Genomic DNA, 15,003 nt, shown 5'->3' on the forward strand with positions numbered 1-15,003 from the left:
TGCTTGTCAAACTAGTCCGCATATATCGAACAAGTCCCTCATAACATGTACTAATCAAGTAGGGATTCTGCTGCAAGCACAATCCTGAAGTGAAAACATGTGCTAAAGGGGATGATGTCATGCGCCGAATATCATGGATGCTTGCCATGGTATTGGTCTTATCGGCCTTACTTGCCGCCTGCGGGAAGAAGGATGCGGCAGCTGTGGTCAAAGATCTGAACGAAGTCGTAGGAGAGATGGAAAGTTACCAGGGGGCAGGCGTGATGACGCTGCATACCGGAGATACGCCGCAGCAGTACAAGGTCGAGGTATGGCATCAGAAGCCTTCCTATTATCGTATTGCGTTAACGAATGCCAAAAAGGATGTAACACAGATTGTACTGCGTAACGATGAAGGTGTGTTTGTTCTGACGCCGAGCCAGAACAAGAGCTTCCGTTTTCAGAGCAATTGGCCAGATAATCAGGGACAGGTATATCTCTATGAAACATTGATTCGGAGCATTACGGGGGATACAACCCGTCAGTTTGCGGATGAGAAGGAGAGCTATGTTTTTGATGTAGCTGCCAATTATAATACACATGCACTCGTCAGACAGAAGATCTGGCTGAACAAAAGTGATTACGCACCGAAACAGGTTGAGGTATCCGACTCCAATGCCAATGTGGTCGTGGATGTGAAGTTTGATTCCTTCAAATTTGGTGCTGCATTTGAGAAAGACGCCTTTGACATGCAACGTAACATGACAGCAGCTACAAAAGAGGGCGGCCAAACAGGAACGGATTCTGGTGTAACTCCTGCGGAGCAAACAGGTGAGGGCGGTAAAGAACCTGCCAATCCTCAGACTGCGCCTGAACCTGATGGAGCCGTTACTGATGGACAGACGGGTGTAGGTGGGGACACAGAGCAGCAAGGTACAGAAGGTGCTGCAACAGGTCAGGAAGGCGAAGAGCCAACACTCGCAGAACCGGAAGGTGCAGACAGCTTCGGAGTAATTCAGCCGACCTATGCGCCAGAAGGTGTGCAGCTCAAGGACGATCAGATTCTGGAAGAAGCGGGAGACTATTCGGTTATGCTTCGTTATGAAGGAACATATAATTACACGATATTCGAAGCCAGACCACAGGATCGAGCTGTATCACTTGCTCCATCCAGTGTAGTAGATCTTGGATTCACACTGGGGATGATCAGCGGAGATGCATTGAAGACTCTGACATGGATGACAGATGGCATAGAATATCGGATCACCAGTGCCGACCTGCCTCAGAACGAAATGGCACGCATTGCAACATCGATGCAGGAAGAGTCAGGCAAATGATTTTTGAACAAATGAACGAATAGTAGCATAAACATAAGGAATGCTAAGAAGCATCGGAGACCTGTTCTCCGGTGCTTTGCTTTGATGTAAGACAGGTATTCATCTGGCGCCGTTTTTCTTACCCGATACACTCAATAATGCAAAATGCGCTTCTACGCAGAGGGAACCGGGTAAATAATCGATATAAGCAGATTTTGCTGGGGTGGAAAGTGGAATTTTGCCCTGCCAATCTCGCTTATCGGTCTTCTTCTGTGTTCGCATTTGTTCCTCAAACGGCGCACCTTACATCTGTTTTTGAATGCGAAACTTCGGTTCATTTGACAGTCACATGCTGGAGCATTACGATGGAGTCTGACGTGAGCCGGATTAAGATGATTAGAGAAGGTGACTTAACGTGCAAGGACAATATCGGCCGACCCAAGCGGAGATCAATTTGGATCATTTGTGTACTAACGTAGAAGCTTTCCGCGAGGCATTGCCTCAGGGCATGAAATTCCTCGCCTGTGTGAAGGCCAATGCCTATGGACATGGAGCGGTGGAGACGGCTAGGGAACTGGAACGAGTGGGTGTGGATTACTTAAGTGTAGCTTTTCTTGACGAAGCTCTGGAACTGCGACAACATGGGATTACGATTCCAATCCTGGTACTGGGATATACGCCGCCTGAAGGGATCGCTGTTGCATGGCAACATGATGTGACCGTCACACTGTTCAGCAGGGAAGTGCTTGACGCCATTCGAGATCTGGATGCGAGCACATTTGCTAACCAACTGAAGGTCCATATTAAAATCGACAGCGGCATGGGCCGATTAGGTCTGTTGCCTGGCGATGAGGCATTGGCTTTCATTCAGGAAGTAGCTTCGCTCAATCAGGTGATGCTGGAAGGCATGTTTACCCATTTTGCCAGAGCAGATGAAGAAGACAAAACCTATACACTGGAGCAGTATAGACGGTTCCAAAGCGTGGTTCATGCGCTCAGGGATCAGGGATGTTCCATCCCGATTATACATACGGCGAACAGCGCCGCTGCCATTGATACACCGGAATTGTCCTATGATATGGTACGTGTGGGAATAAGCCTGTACGGACTGTATCCTTCGGCTGAGGTGAATCATCAGGTGGTGAAGTTGTCCCCGGTATTGACGCTGAAGACAAAAGCGGTTCTGGTCAAAACACTGCCACCCCATTGGGGGATCAGTTACGGAACCCGTTATTTTACGCAAGGGTATGAACGAATAGCGACCCTACCGATCGGATATGCAGACGGATTCTCCAGAATGCTGACAGGTAAAGCACAAGTGCTTGTACGCGGCCACCGCGTCCCTGTCGTCGGTACAATCTGCATGGATCAGTGTATGGTGTCGTTACAATCTTTCGCGGAAGACGCGGAAGAAATTCAAGTCGGCGAAGAGGTTGTCCTCATCGGTCATCAGTCTGGTGGTGTAATAACTGCAGACGAGGTGGCATCTCAGCTCGGTACGATTGCTTATGAAGTGATCTGCATGATGGCGCACCGCATTCCACGGGTATATACCCGCGGGGGAGCAGTAGTCGCCAGAATCAATCCACTTCTGACATCCTGATAGGTAAACTGGACGTCATTACCAATAAACTTTTTTTCAGAACAGAAGGAAAACTGTCGGAGCATCTCGAATTATGTATGACAGTAAGGATTTAATTCCTGAATTGAGATGTTTGGTCTGTACGAATATTGTTCCCCGTGTTTATAATGGAGTACAGCATACTTGATATACTCGGGGCATATATATTCCTTTGTATAAAAGTTCTGGAAAAACGTAATACTGGTTCACAATGGCGAAAGGTTTGTGGGGGTGGAAGAAAGGTGGCCAACTTGCAGAACACGAAGCGGATCATGATCAGTTTACCTGATTATCTTTTGCAGGAAGTGGATGGCATCGTAGCGCTGGAGAATTCCAACCGCAGCGAATTGATTAGGCAGGCTATGAAGCTGTATTTAACGGAGCGTAAGAAACGTTACATCCGTGAAACGATGCAGCGAGGGTACATGGAGATGGCAAAAATCAATCTGACCATGGCATCCGAAGCCTTTCATGCGGAGGAAGATGCGGACAGCACTCTGGACCGCTTAGTTAGCGGGGTGTAGACATTGATCGTAAAACGTGGTGACGTTTTTTTTGCGGATCTTTCTCCCGTTGTCGGTTCCGAGCAAGGTGGAGTCAGGCCGGTTCTGGTGATCCAGAATGATATCGGCAACCGGTTCAGTCCAACTTGTATTGTGGCGGCTATCACCGCCCAAATCCAGAAGGCAAAGCTGCCAACGCATGTTGAAATTGATGCGGCGGCACACGGCTTTGACCGGGACTCGGTTATTTTGCTCGAACAAATACGGACGATTGATAAACAGAGGCTGACTGACAAGATTACCCATCTGGACGAGGAGACCATGAAACTGGTCAACGAAGCCTTACAGATCAGCCTTGGTTTAATCGATTTTTAAGGCAGCAACCAGCGTCTTGCACGCTGCCCTGCCGTCCGTTGGCAATGGATGTTCCTGTAAGGGAACACACTGAATTCAGACTGTAACCAAAAGAGCGTATGACATCCTTCGGGCTGTTATGCGCTCTTTTGATTAAAGCTTAATGAAAGCGTAGAACATTGGCGATCTTTTCGCTATAATGAAACCTGAGAAACCGGTTACCCGAAAGACCTATATATAGAGGTGGAGGAGACATATGAGCATTTACATCAATCAAAAGAAACTTCAGTTTCATTTACAGACCCGCGAGGCCAGTTACGTATTCCAAGTACTGCCCTCAGGATATTTGGTGCATTTGTATTATGGCAAAAAATTACGCGACACCGATCTGAGCTGGTTGCATGTTCGTACAGAACGAGCATCTTTCAGTCCGAACCCGGTACCAGAGGACCGTACAATTTCATTTGATACATTGGCAGTGGAACTACCCGTGTATGGCACGAGTGATTTCCGTAATCCTGCAATCCAATTGGAACTTGAGAATGGCTCGACAGTTTCGGAGTTTACGTATACAGACCATCGATTGGTCAAAGGAAAGACAGCGCTTACCGGACTGCCAGCAACGTATGTTGAATCCGATGATGAAGCAGAGACGCTGGTTATTGAGTTGGAAGACCGCGTTGCAGGCATTAAAATCGAGCTTTCCTATACAGCCTTTACGGCATTTAATGCGATTACACGCTCCATGCGTATCGTTAATGAGAGCGCTACCTCAGTGAATGTGGTGCGCGCGCTCAGTTCTTCTGTTGATTTCCCGCATGCAGATTATGAATTGTTGCAATTGTCAGGAGCTTGGACACGGGAACGTGATATCGTTCGCAGACCGCTTGCGTCAGGCCTGCAAGGGATTGAGAGCCGTCGCGGTTCAAGCAGTCACCAGCAGAATCCATTTATTGCGCTGATGACACCAGGCACGGATGAAGACCAAGGTGAAGTTTACGGATTCAGTCTCGTCTATAGTGGCAGTTTCACTGCACAGGCTGAAGTGGATCAGTTCCACACGACCCGTGTGTCACTCGGAATCAATCCGTTCGAGTTCAGCTGGAAGCTGGAGCCGCAAGAAGCGTTCCAGACACCTGAGACGGTTATGGTGTACTCGGCTGCAGGTTTGGACGGCATGTCACAGTCCTACCACGAATTGTATCGGGAGCGTCTTGCGCGTGGTAAGTTCCGTAATGCGGAACGTCCGGTTCTGGTCAATAACTGGGAAGCAACCTACTTTGGATTCAATGCGGACAAGATTGAACAGATCGCTCGTGCTGGACAGAAGCTGGGTATTGAGCTGTTTGTCTTGGATGATGGCTGGTTTGGACACCGGGACAGTGACAACTCCTCGCTGGGGGACTGGATTGTAGATAAAAACAAATTGCCACAGGGACTGGATGATCTGGCTAACCGCGTAACAGGTCTGGATATGCAGTTTGGATTGTGGTTTGAGCCTGAGATGATCTCACCAGACAGTGAGCTGTACCGAGCGCACCCGGACTGGTGTCTGCATGTGCCAGATCGTCGCCGGACAGAAGGACGTCAACAACTGGTACTCGACTTCTCTCGTCAGGATGTACGTGATGAGATTGTGCGCATGTTAACAGACGTACTTGGTTCTGCACCAATCACTTATGTGAAATGGGACATGAACCGCAATATGACGGAAGTGGGTTCTGCGTTGCTTCCGGCAGATAGACAGCGTGAGACCGCGCATCGTTACATGCTCGGACTGTATGACGTTATGGAACGAATCACTTCGGCGTTCCCGAACATTCTGTTCGAAAGCTGTTCAGGTGGTGGTGGCCGCTTCGATCCAGGTATGCTGTATTACATGCCACAGACGTGGACAAGTGATAACACGGATGCTATATCTCGCCTGCGGATTCAATACGGTACGAGTCTTGTATACCCGGTAAGTTCGATGGGATCGCATATCTCAGCGGTACCGAATCATCAGGTCAACCGGATCACTTCGCTTGAGATTCGGGGACATGTTGCGATGTCGGGCAACTTTGGGTACGAGCTGGACCTGACAAAATTCACGGAGGAAGAGAACGACATCGTGAAAGCCCAGGTTGAGCTGTACAAGGAGATTCGTGGAACGGTTCAATATGGAACATTCCGCCGTTTGCTCAGTCCATTTGAAGGCAATGAGACGGCGTGGATGTTTATTGCACCGGACGGAAGCGAAGCTGTTGTATTCTACTTCCGCGTGCTCTCTGAGCCTAATGCGCCACTTCAGCGCCTGAAGTTGAAAGGATTGGACCCTAATGCAGATTACCGTCTGAAAGGCGGATCGGAGACCTTTACCGGCGATGCCCTCATGTATGGCGGTATTTCGGTAGGCAGTGCATCAGGAGACTATCTGAGCGAAATGTTCCGGTTCGAGCGCGTCTAGATAAGTGAACTACATTTTATTTACACGGATACTACGATGACAGAACAACCTTCCAATCGCTGTTATCCCCAGATTTTTCGATTCCCTTTTCTCAAGGGAAAATCCGGAGATAGCATATGCTTCCGATGTAGCTTTCTTTCAGAAAGCTTTTAGGCGAGTATATGCTTTCGAAGTAGCTTTCTACAGAAAGCTTGTAGCTTCGCTTTTTCAGGATTTTTCTGTCCTCTCCGTTATCGTGTAAATGAGCAGGTTTACTTATTAGATTGCTATTGTATTTAAAGTTTTAATTTAAGGAAGGACCGAGGAGCGTCGTGTTGACGTTTTTCGGTCTTTTTTTGACGTATTGGGGAAGGCTGGAGGATGACATCATTCTGTCAGAACTTGTATGCTTGCGGATTGATGGAAATCTGGACGTGATTCTGTGATAATATAGGGTAGAGTGGAAGAAACAAATGGTTCAACTATACTGTAATTACAGCAGCAAAGCTGCCCTGAAATGATTGTAACGAACGATTCAGGAAGGAAAGAGGGATTTATTTTGTCTGAACAGGAAACGGTTCTGGAACCCAATGAAGAAACAATAAAGGCAGAACGCCATGAACGAATCATCAAACAGGTAGCCAAGGAACTGTCACTGTCCTTGAAGCAGGTCCGTACAACGTCGGAGCTTCTGGACGAAGGCAATACGATTCCATTTATCGCCCGCTACCGTAAAGAAATGACTGGAGAGCTGGATGAGAACCAGCTGCGATCGATTGAAGAACGCATTGTTTATCTGCGCAATCTTGAGGATCGCAAATTGGAAGTCATCCGTATTATAGAGGAACAGGGCAAGCTGACAGGAGAACTGAAGCAATCCATTACCCAGGCTGTGAAGCTGCAGGAAGTGGAAGATCTGTATCGACCTTACCGTCAGAAGCGGAAAACGCGTGCCAGTGTGGCCAAGGAGAAAGGTCTTGAGCCCCTTGCTGTATGGATCTGGGGTCAACCGAAACAAGGAGATGCACTCCAGGAAGCTGCGAAATATATCAATGCTGAACTGGGTGTAGAAGATGCGGAGGCGGCGCTTCAGGGAGCCAAAGACATTCTCGCGGAGAACATCGCAGATGATGCTGCCATTCGTGCCTGGATTCGTCGGTACACCTTGGATCACGGCATGCTGACTTCAGAAGCGAAGGATGCTCAAGAAGAGTCCGTGTACGAGAATTATTATGATTACCGCGAACTAGCCAAAAAGATGCCCCCACACCGTATTCTCGCAATTAATCGCGGTGAACGTGAGAGTATTCTGAAAGTCGGCCTGGACGTACAGGCAGAACCGGCCCATCGCCATATGGAAGGACAGATCATTCGTGGTGCTTCTGCCGTGCAGGATATCCTGCGTGATGTGATTGAAGATGCTTACAAGCGGCTGATTGCGCCTTCCATTGAGCGAGAAGTTCGGGGAGAACTTACGGAAAAAGGTGAAAATCAGGCCATATCGGTATTCTCGGCCAATCTGCGTAACCTGTTGCTTCAACCGCCGATTCATGGCAAACGTGTGCTGGGTGTCGATCCTGCCTATCGTACCGGTTGTAAACTGGCTGTAGTAGATGATACGGGCAAGCTGCTTGAAGTGGCTGTGACCTACCCAACGCCACCACACAACAAGAAACGTGAAGCTGCGGAAGTATTCCATCGGATGATCAAGCAATATGATATCGGACTGATCGTCATTGGTAATGGTACCGGATCACGTGAGACGGAGCAGTTTGTTGCCGAGATCATTCAGGAGAACGGTGATGAAAGTCTTGTGTATCTGATTGTTAACGAAGCAGGTGCGAGTGTATATTCTGCATCTAAGCTGGCCCAGGAAGAGTTCCCGGATCTGGATGTTGCGGAGCGCAGTGCAGCTTCCATTGCACGTCGTGTACAAGACCCGCTGGCGGAGTTGGTTAAGATTGATCCAAAAGCCATTGGCGTGGGTCAATATCAGCATGACGTCTCCCAGAAGATTCTCGAAGAAAGCCTGAAGGCTGTCGTGGAATCCGCAGTTAACCATGTGGGTGTGGATGTGAATACAGCATCACCTTCGTTGCTGTCATATGTTGCCGGAGTTAACGCTACGATTGCCAAAAACATCGTGAAGTACCGTGAAGAAAATGGCCGGTTTACGAACCGCCGTCAGCTTCAGAAGGTGCCACGTCTGGGTGCGAAGACTTATGAACAGTGCGTAGGATTTATGCGTATTGGTGAGGGCGAGAATCCATTGGATCGTACACCGATTCACCCTGAGTCCTACAAGGTGGTGGATCAGCTTTTCAAGGAGCTTCAGGTTGCACTGGACAAGCTGGGAAGCAAGGAACTGTCGGTGTTACTGTCGGAGCAACAGCCAGAGCAATTGGCCGTGAAATTGGACGTAGGTGTGCCTACATTGCGTGACATTCTGGACAGCTTGCAGCGTCCGGGTCGTGACCCGCGTGAAGAAATGCCGTTGCCAATCTTCCGTACAGATGTATTGAAAATTGAGGATCTGGTGGAAGGCATGGAGCTGCAAGGTACGGTTCGGAACGTTATTGATTTTGGTGCCTTTGTTGATATTGGGATCAAGAGTGATGGGCTTGTCCATATTTCACAGCTCAGCAACGGGTATGTTAAACACCCGATGGACGTTGTGTCTGTCGGGGATAATGTAACGGTCTGGGTTATGAGTGTGGATACCAAAAAAGGCCGTGTCGGCCTGACGATGAAGAAGCCTGCTTCTGCGCAACAGTCTTCTTAAATAGTAGGATTGGAGAACAGCCTTCCCTAACCAGGAAGGCTGTTTGTTGTCGACAGTAATAGTCCCGTTATCCGTTCTAATTCCTCTAGTAAGTACGGTGGGCAATATGTGCATTTTCTTAAAGTGCGTGTTCAAAAGGCCATCTTTCGTAATCCAATGCAGACTTTTATGAACAACCTCTTAAAGTTCGTTCTCCGCGCTGCGTGGTGTGCCATTTGCTGGTTTGTTACGATAAAAGAACCAGCATTCGTTCAGCAACTTGATTTGCCGGCTGTCCTTTTTGTGAAATGCACGCATCAGTTGATTGCAAAGCCATTGAGGCAAGGGTATCTCCTCCTCTTGCATAATTCATCTGTACGTTAGCATATGTGGCAATAGCCTGGACTGTGCGGGATAAGTGGAGGCCTCCGGCAAATCAATCTTGTTCACTCAAAAAAAAGCACAAATCCCAATTCAGGGAAATGTGCTTTTCGTTCTCATCATTATACAATGATAACTGCGGTGAATTAGAGAGCTTCCATCTCTTCTTCATACCATTGTTCCAATTGGGCCTGAAGAGCTCGGATTTCGGTAAGCAGAGAAATCAAGGGATAATGGCTTTCACGTAATGCTGCAAAAGATTCTTCAAGCGCATTGATATAATCAAGGCCGCCGATGATAGTAAGATTTTCGTTTAGGAGATCGAGGCTGTCACATTCGGCGATCGCCCAAGGCAGGACAGGGACATCTGCTGCAGTGAGTTTATCAATTTCCTTGTGCAGGCGCAGGTTGAGCGCACTGAGTTGATAGGCGTAATCTGCGGGCATTTCCACGAACTGCAATTGTTGTTCCTGCTGCAGGATGACATAGCGCATTGTAGGCATAACGAGTAATAATCTCCCCTCATACATTCTACTTGACAGTGTAGCCTACGAAACGGTTAAAATTCAAGTATTATGCCGGAAAAACAAATGCTCCGAGGGGGTGCAAGGAGAGGATACCGATGGAAAATGAGGAATTGCAACAATGGATTGAACAGGTATCACTGGATCATTTCGGAGTGCCGTTCACCCATGAAGCGTTGTTTAACAGTCGCCTGACCACGACAGGTGGGCGTTATATGCTCAAAAGTCACCGGATTGAGATCAATCCGCATCAACTCGAAGCCTATGGGCGAGATGAGGTTGAGAAAATCATCAAGCATGAGCTGTGTCACTATCATCTGCATATTCGTGGGCGCGGCTATCAGCATCGTGACCCGGAATTCAAGGCTTTATTGCAGAAGGTAGGTGGCTCGCGTTACTGCCAATCACTTCCTGACGGCAAAGGCAGAAAGCCGCTACCCTATCGTTATAAGCTGGTATGCAAGAGCTGTGGTACGGAATATTTGCGCAAGCGGAAAATAGATCCGAAGCGTTACCGATGTGGTCGTTGTGCGGGAAAACTGGGGCTTCACGACATATAGTAATTTTGTTTTGGAGTATAGAGCGGATGGAGCTTAAGAAATTTGTAAATCTTTTGTTGGATTTCCTGTCATTTATCTGATGTAAACTGTTCATCAGTCCACATAATCCAGTTTAAATGAAAAGGAGGAGTGACCCTTTGAAGGCCCACAGTGTATTGGTTGTTGATGATGATCCCGATATCAGCAATGCGATCGAAATTTTTTTGCGTAGTGAAGGAATCGGGGTCTACAAGGCGTCAAATGGGGAAGAGGCATTGCAAAAGCTCCAGGCTCATTCTGTTCAGCTCATTATTATGGATATTATGATGCCTGGATTGGATGGGCTGCAGACGACACTGGAAATTCGTGAAACCTGTAATGTGCCAATTATAATGTTGTCTGCCAGAACAGAGGATTATGATAAAATCGTAGGTTTGAACATCGGTGCGGATGATTACATAGCCAAGCCATTCAACCCATTGGAGCTTATGGCAAGGGTAAAGTCCCAGTTACGACGCTTCACCGGCCTGGGTGCGCAGATACATCAAAGTTCCGAAGATGCAGAACAGGAGATTCAGGTTCGTGGCCTGGTATATAACAAACAGAAGAAAACAATGACCTTGGAAGGAGAAGATGTTAGGCTGACGCCAACCGAATTTCACATACTTAGGCTTTTTATGGAGAATAAGGGCCGGATCTTTGCTATTGATGAAATCTATGAACGTGTATGGAAAGAGCCTGCCTTTCAACCGGAAAATACAGTCGCTGTTCACATCCGCAGAATCCGTGAGAAGATTGAATTTAATCCCAGAGAGCCCAAATATATAAAGGTGGTGTGGGGTATTGGTTACAAACTGGAAGAATAATATGCTGGCTTACGGAGTTAGGATAGCAGCGATGATTTGTTTTACACTGGTGTTTATGAAGCTTGCTTCATTGAGGTATGAGATGCGATTCATTTATAAAGATTGGAATGTATCTGGTGTTATACCTTTGATCCTGCTCTTAGTCATTGGTACGGCGTTACTTGTGACTGCAAATCGTATACCTTTGCCTGAGAATAGCAAATATCGGAAGGTGACAATCTGGTGGAGTGAAAAACTTTCCTTGGATGCACATTTTATTACCTTATGTATAGGGTCCTTTCTACTGTTAAAAGTACTAAACGGGGTGACTTCAGATTATGGGATAACTCCTTACTTTTTCACTCGTCGATGGATAAATGATATTTTTGTTTATTTTATAGGCATGTTCATCGCTGGTCTCGGAGTGTGGTTTGTTGGTGTGCATGTAAGAGGGGCTGTCCGGTATATCGGGAATATGTCCAGCCATAGGCCAATACGAAACGAGATATGGGTATGGAAATGGTACAGTTTGGTGAAAAAGATTTTGGAGCAAGGCGAGCCGACTGACAAAAAAAGAATTCAGCGTTTAATCTTATTATGTATGGTGCAATGTCTTATGCAATTAGCGGTTATTTCTCTCGCGTCCATTAAGTCTTCAATGGTCACTCCATTTGTGTTTTTGACAGTTCTTATTAGTGTTTTCTTGGTATATAGTATGTTTCAACTGATTCATGTGGCGCAGCAACTTACGCAAGCGGCTAAGGAAATGGGAGAAGGCCGGTTCAATGTGCAGTTCCCAGAGCATGTAACAGGCATAATGCAACCATTGGTGACACAGATGAGCGGAATGAGACAAGGGCTCCAGAATGCAATTAAAGAACAGGTTACGAGCCAACGTATGAAATCCGAGTTGATCGCTAACGTTTCTCATGATCTGAAAACACCTGTAACCTCTTTGGTTAGTTATATCGATCTGCTTAAGCGCGATGAGGGCACAAAGGAGGAGAAGGCTGGATACATTCAAGTTCTGGAGCGGAAAACGCAGCGTCTGTGTTTGTTGGTGGAGGACTTATTTGAAGCAGCGAAAATGGCGAGCGGAGATGTGGAACTTCATTTAAAACAGATAGACATGGGGGAGTTACTTCGACAGGCTGTAGCAGAATATAGTGATTCGTTCGAGCAGGCAAAGTTACAGATAAGGATTCGAGAGGAGACTGAGCCTGTATACGCAATGGTGGACGGCAGCCGGATGTGGCGTGTTATGGAGAATATGTTGGGAAACGTTTTGAAATATGGTCTGCCCCAATCCAGGGTCTATATTGAACTGATCGAACAAGGAAATCAACTGGAGTTTACGATCAAAAATGTATCCGCATACGAGATGGAGTTCTCATCGGATGAGATTTTTGAACGTTTTAAGCGTGGGGACCGTTCCCGTTCAACGGAGGGTTCAGGTCTAGGCTTGTCCATCGCCAGAAGCATTGTTGAATTGCATGAAGGTTCTATGGGAATACAAGTGGATGGAGACGTATTCAAAGTAAGTGTTTGCCTTCCACGAGTAGACAGGGACATGATCCAAAATACTACCCAACTGGCGATGACCTCTTCCTTCTGAGAGGAAGAAAGCAATACAATTAGGAAATCTTGACAGGTCTGTTGACTTGGATTATTAATCATGATAGATTAATCTTATTCAAGTTAATTTTCCCTGATAGCTCAGTTGGTAGAGCACTCGACTGTTAATCGAGTTGTCACAGGTTCGAGCCCTGTTCGGGGAGCCATTTCTTGGAGAGATACCCAAGTGGCTATAAGGGGACCCTCTGCTAAGGGGTTAGACTGCGTAAGCGGTGCGAGGGTTCGAATCCCTCTCTCTCCGTTAGGTTCGTCGGAGCATAAGCTTTGTTAGCAATACTTCGCAGTCTCGAACGAAGTGAGAGTACCCCTCTCTCCGTTCTGATTGCACAAAAAATCCTCTTCACATTAGACTGGTTAACGGTCAGTGTGAAGGGGATTTTTTGCGTTTACTGATCTTCGGTTATTCCTCGTATACGCTTCTGCTTAAAGTGTAATGCTTAACACCTCGTATAAACCTTTCTTGCCTGCTTCCGTTACTTCGACAGAGCGACTTCCTGTTTTTTGACGAATCCAGTCCAGTTCCGCTAACCGATGTCTGAGTTGTTCCCCAAGCATACCTGAGAGATGATGACGGCGTTCGCTCCAATCCAGACATTTGCGAGCGATGGCCCGGCGTGATCCCGGCTTCATCTGAAGTTCAATTCCGAACGTAGTGAACCACTGTATTCCTTTCTCTGTAACTTGATAATCCTTGCTGTGTGCCTCTTCGGGCTCTGAAAGATACCCCTTCTGTACTAACGCTTCACAGAGCGAGATTCCCAATTTCCCGGCCAGATGACCATAACAGGTCCGTGCATGACTCAGTTGTTGAAGCTGATTGGATTGTTTGAGAGAACGGATCTGTACAGGCGGAGCAATACTGGCCATCGTTTCAATCAGATTAGCAATTTCTTTGTTTGCCAGACGGTAGTATCGATGGCGTCCTTGTTGTTCAACTTCAAGTAATCCTCCCTCTACGAGTTTAGCTAGATGGCTGCTTGCCGTCTGGGGAGTGACACTTGCCATATGAGCAAGCTCTCCTGCGGGCAACGCACGCCCATCTAGCAAGGATGACAGAAAAATAGCACGGCTTGGATCAGCGATTAACGACGCAATAACAGTAATATTCGGATATACATTCATACTTCGATCATATCTGAACTATTACTGTATTACAATCCAGTTGTATCGTCCCATATGGGTCAGATTGAGCTTATAAATCATTGGAATGGGAACAGGAGAGGTACAGGATGAAAAAGATAACGAAACAGGACTTTGCTACAGGGCAGTTGTCCGAGAGTCCAGCAGTGATTCAACATGAAACGATTAATCCCAGTATTTTATATTATGGTACGCCTGTATTGCTGCTAAGCACATTAAATGAGGATGGGTCAACCAACCTGTCACCATTATCTTCGTCTTGGGCGCTTGGAGACTGTCTGGTTCTCGGTCTAGGTACTCAAGGCAAAGCCTATGAAAATCTGAGTCGACATCGGGAGTGTGTGATTAATTTGCCGGATGCGACTATGTGGAAACAGGTTGAGGCATTGGGTCGTTATACGGGAGTTAGCCCGGTTCCTGAGGAGAAAAGGCAGATGGGCTATGAATATTGTCATGATAAATTCACCGTAGCTGGACTGACATCTGAATCATCGGTTCAGGTGGCTCCAGATAAAATAGCTGAATGTCCGCTCCAGATTGAAGCGGCTGTACAACACATACGTATTCCCGAACATACACCGTTCATGGCGATTGTGGAAGTGAAAGCGGTGAAGGTGCACGCGCACACAAGGCTAATATCTGGACCGAACAAGATTAATCCAGAAGAATGGCATCCGCTGATATATAATTTCAGACATTATTACGGATTGGGAGAGAGACAAGGGGGCAATTTTCGGGCAGAGAATTGACCTGAGTAGAGGCTTTTTATTATAAAAGATGAATTAATCATTTACACGATAACGGAGAGGACAGAAAAAAACTGAAAAAGCGAAGCTAAAAGCTTTCTGAAAGAAAGCTACTTCGAAAGCACACACTCGCCTAAAAGCTTTCTGAAAGAAAGCTACATCGGAAGCATACGCTATCACCGGATTTTCCCCTTTAGGAAAGGGAATAGAAAAAATCTGGGGATAACAGCGATT

13 protein-coding genes and 2 tRNA genes are annotated in these 15,003 nt (G+C 46.9%); 12 read left to right on the top strand and 3 right to left on the bottom strand.

Annotated elements, in window-relative coordinates:
* The first annotated feature begins 119 nt into the window (after positions 1-119).
* The 6 genes from MKY66_RS06990 (at position 120) to MKY66_RS07015 (ending at position 8,980) form a co-directional block, all read left to right on the top strand.
* Positions 120-1,316, top strand: a complete 1,197-nt coding sequence (locus MKY66_RS06990; protein WP_076216899.1) for an outer membrane lipoprotein-sorting protein — start codon at positions 120-122, stop codon at positions 1,314-1,316.
* Positions 1,317-1,710: 394 nt separating this feature from the next.
* Positions 1,711-2,898, top strand: a complete 1,188-nt coding sequence (gene alr, locus MKY66_RS06995) for an alanine racemase (RefSeq protein ID WP_076216898.1) — start codon at positions 1,711-1,713, stop codon at positions 2,896-2,898.
* A 260-nt stretch (positions 2,899-3,158) separates the two neighbouring features.
* Positions 3,159-3,440 carry a ribbon-helix-helix protein, CopG family gene (locus MKY66_RS07000; protein ID WP_017690037.1) on the top strand — a complete coding sequence of 94 codons (282 nt, stop codon included), beginning with the start codon at positions 3,159-3,161 and terminating at the stop codon, positions 3,438-3,440.
* A gap of 3 nt (positions 3,441-3,443) precedes the next feature.
* Entirely contained in the window at positions 3,444-3,794 is a 351-nt protein-coding gene (locus MKY66_RS07005) for a type II toxin-antitoxin system PemK/MazF family toxin (RefSeq protein ID WP_024630714.1), read from the top strand.
* Between the two features lie 235 nt (positions 3,795-4,029).
* Complete coding sequence (locus MKY66_RS07010) at positions 4,030-6,219, top strand: alpha-galactosidase (RefSeq protein ID WP_076216897.1); 2,190 nt, start codon at positions 4,030-4,032, stop codon at positions 6,217-6,219.
* A gap of 538 nt (positions 6,220-6,757) precedes the next feature.
* Complete coding sequence (locus tag MKY66_RS07015) at positions 6,758-8,980, top strand: Tex family protein (protein ID WP_076216896.1); 2,223 nt, start codon at positions 6,758-6,760, stop codon at positions 8,978-8,980.
* Positions 8,981-9,160: 180 nt separating this feature from the next.
* On the opposite strand, the gene cmpA is transcribed toward MKY66_RS07015, so the two are convergent.
* Together cmpA and MKY66_RS07025 are read right to left on the bottom strand one after the other, a co-directional pair.
* Complete coding sequence (gene cmpA, locus MKY66_RS07020; RefSeq protein ID WP_017690033.1) at positions 9,161-9,304, bottom strand: cortex morphogenetic protein CmpA; 144 nt, start codon at positions 9,302-9,304, stop codon at positions 9,161-9,163.
* Positions 9,305-9,486: 182 nt separating this feature from the next.
* Positions 9,487-9,843, bottom strand: a complete 357-nt coding sequence (locus MKY66_RS07025) for a hypothetical protein (protein ID WP_017690032.1) — start codon at positions 9,841-9,843, stop codon at positions 9,487-9,489.
* 119 nt (positions 9,844-9,962) lie between these two features.
* On the opposite strand from MKY66_RS07025, the gene MKY66_RS07030 reads away from it, so the two are divergent.
* The 5 genes from MKY66_RS07030 to MKY66_RS07050 all read left to right on the top strand — a co-directional run bounded on the left by MKY66_RS07030 (position 9,963) and on the right by MKY66_RS07050 (position 13,124).
* Positions 9,963-10,424: a SprT family protein gene (locus MKY66_RS07030; RefSeq protein ID WP_017690031.1), complete on the top strand. Its 462-nt coding sequence runs from the start codon at positions 9,963-9,965 to the stop codon at positions 10,422-10,424.
* Between the two features lie 137 nt (positions 10,425-10,561).
* A complete protein-coding gene (locus MKY66_RS07035; protein WP_076216895.1) occupies positions 10,562-11,269 on the top strand; it encodes a response regulator transcription factor in 708 nt (235 codons plus the stop codon).
* Positions 11,270-11,963: 694 nt separating this feature from the next.
* Positions 11,964-12,863, top strand: coding sequence for a sensor histidine kinase (locus MKY66_RS07040; protein ID WP_339807089.1), 900 nt, complete (start codon positions 11,964-11,966; stop codon positions 12,861-12,863).
* 90 nt (positions 12,864-12,953) lie between these two features.
* Positions 12,954-13,029: transfer RNA gene (locus MKY66_RS07045), tRNA-Asn, on the top strand.
* Positions 13,030-13,035: 6 nt separating this feature from the next.
* Positions 13,036-13,124, top strand: a tRNA-Ser gene (locus tag MKY66_RS07050).
* A gap of 182 nt (positions 13,125-13,306) precedes the next feature.
* Here the strand turns inward: MKY66_RS07050 and MKY66_RS07055 are convergent.
* A complete protein-coding gene (locus tag MKY66_RS07055) occupies positions 13,307-14,005 on the bottom strand; it encodes a winged helix-turn-helix domain-containing protein (protein WP_076209476.1) in 699 nt (232 codons plus the stop codon).
* A gap of 107 nt (positions 14,006-14,112) precedes the next feature.
* On the opposite strand from MKY66_RS07055, the gene MKY66_RS07060 reads away from it, so the two are divergent.
* Complete coding sequence (locus MKY66_RS07060) at positions 14,113-14,772, top strand: flavin reductase family protein (RefSeq protein ID WP_083656945.1); 660 nt, start codon at positions 14,113-14,115, stop codon at positions 14,770-14,772.
* The last annotated feature ends 231 nt before the right edge of the window (positions 14,773-15,003 follow it).

It is taken from the genome of Paenibacillus sp. FSL R5-0766 (genome assembly GCF_037971845.1).
In the GTDB taxonomy this organism is placed as follows: domain Bacteria; phylum Bacillota; class Bacilli; order Paenibacillales; family Paenibacillaceae; genus Paenibacillus.

What these genes read in the sequence shown, in the direction of transcription:
- MKY66_RS07055 (WP_076209476.1), bottom strand. Translation starts at nt 14,005, where the DNA reads ATGAATGTATATCCGAATATTACTGTTATTGCGTCGTTAATCGCTGAT.
- MKY66_RS07025 (WP_017690032.1), bottom strand. Translation starts at nt 9,843, where the DNA reads ATGCCTACAATGCGCTATGTCATCCTGCAGCAGGAACAACAATTGCAG.
- MKY66_RS07030 (WP_017690031.1), top strand. Translation starts at nt 9,963, where the DNA reads ATGGAAAATGAGGAATTGCAACAATGGATTGAACAGGTATCACTGGAT.
- MKY66_RS07040 (WP_339807089.1), top strand. Translation starts at nt 11,964, where the DNA reads ATGTTTCAACTGATTCATGTGGCGCAGCAACTTACGCAAGCGGCTAAG.
- MKY66_RS07010 (WP_076216897.1), top strand. Translation starts at nt 4,030, where the DNA reads ATGAGCATTTACATCAATCAAAAGAAACTTCAGTTTCATTTACAGACC.
- MKY66_RS07060 (WP_083656945.1), top strand. Translation starts at nt 14,113, where the DNA reads ATGAAAAAGATAACGAAACAGGACTTTGCTACAGGGCAGTTGTCCGAG.
- MKY66_RS06990 (WP_076216899.1), top strand. Translation starts at nt 120, where the DNA reads ATGCGCCGAATATCATGGATGCTTGCCATGGTATTGGTCTTATCGGCC.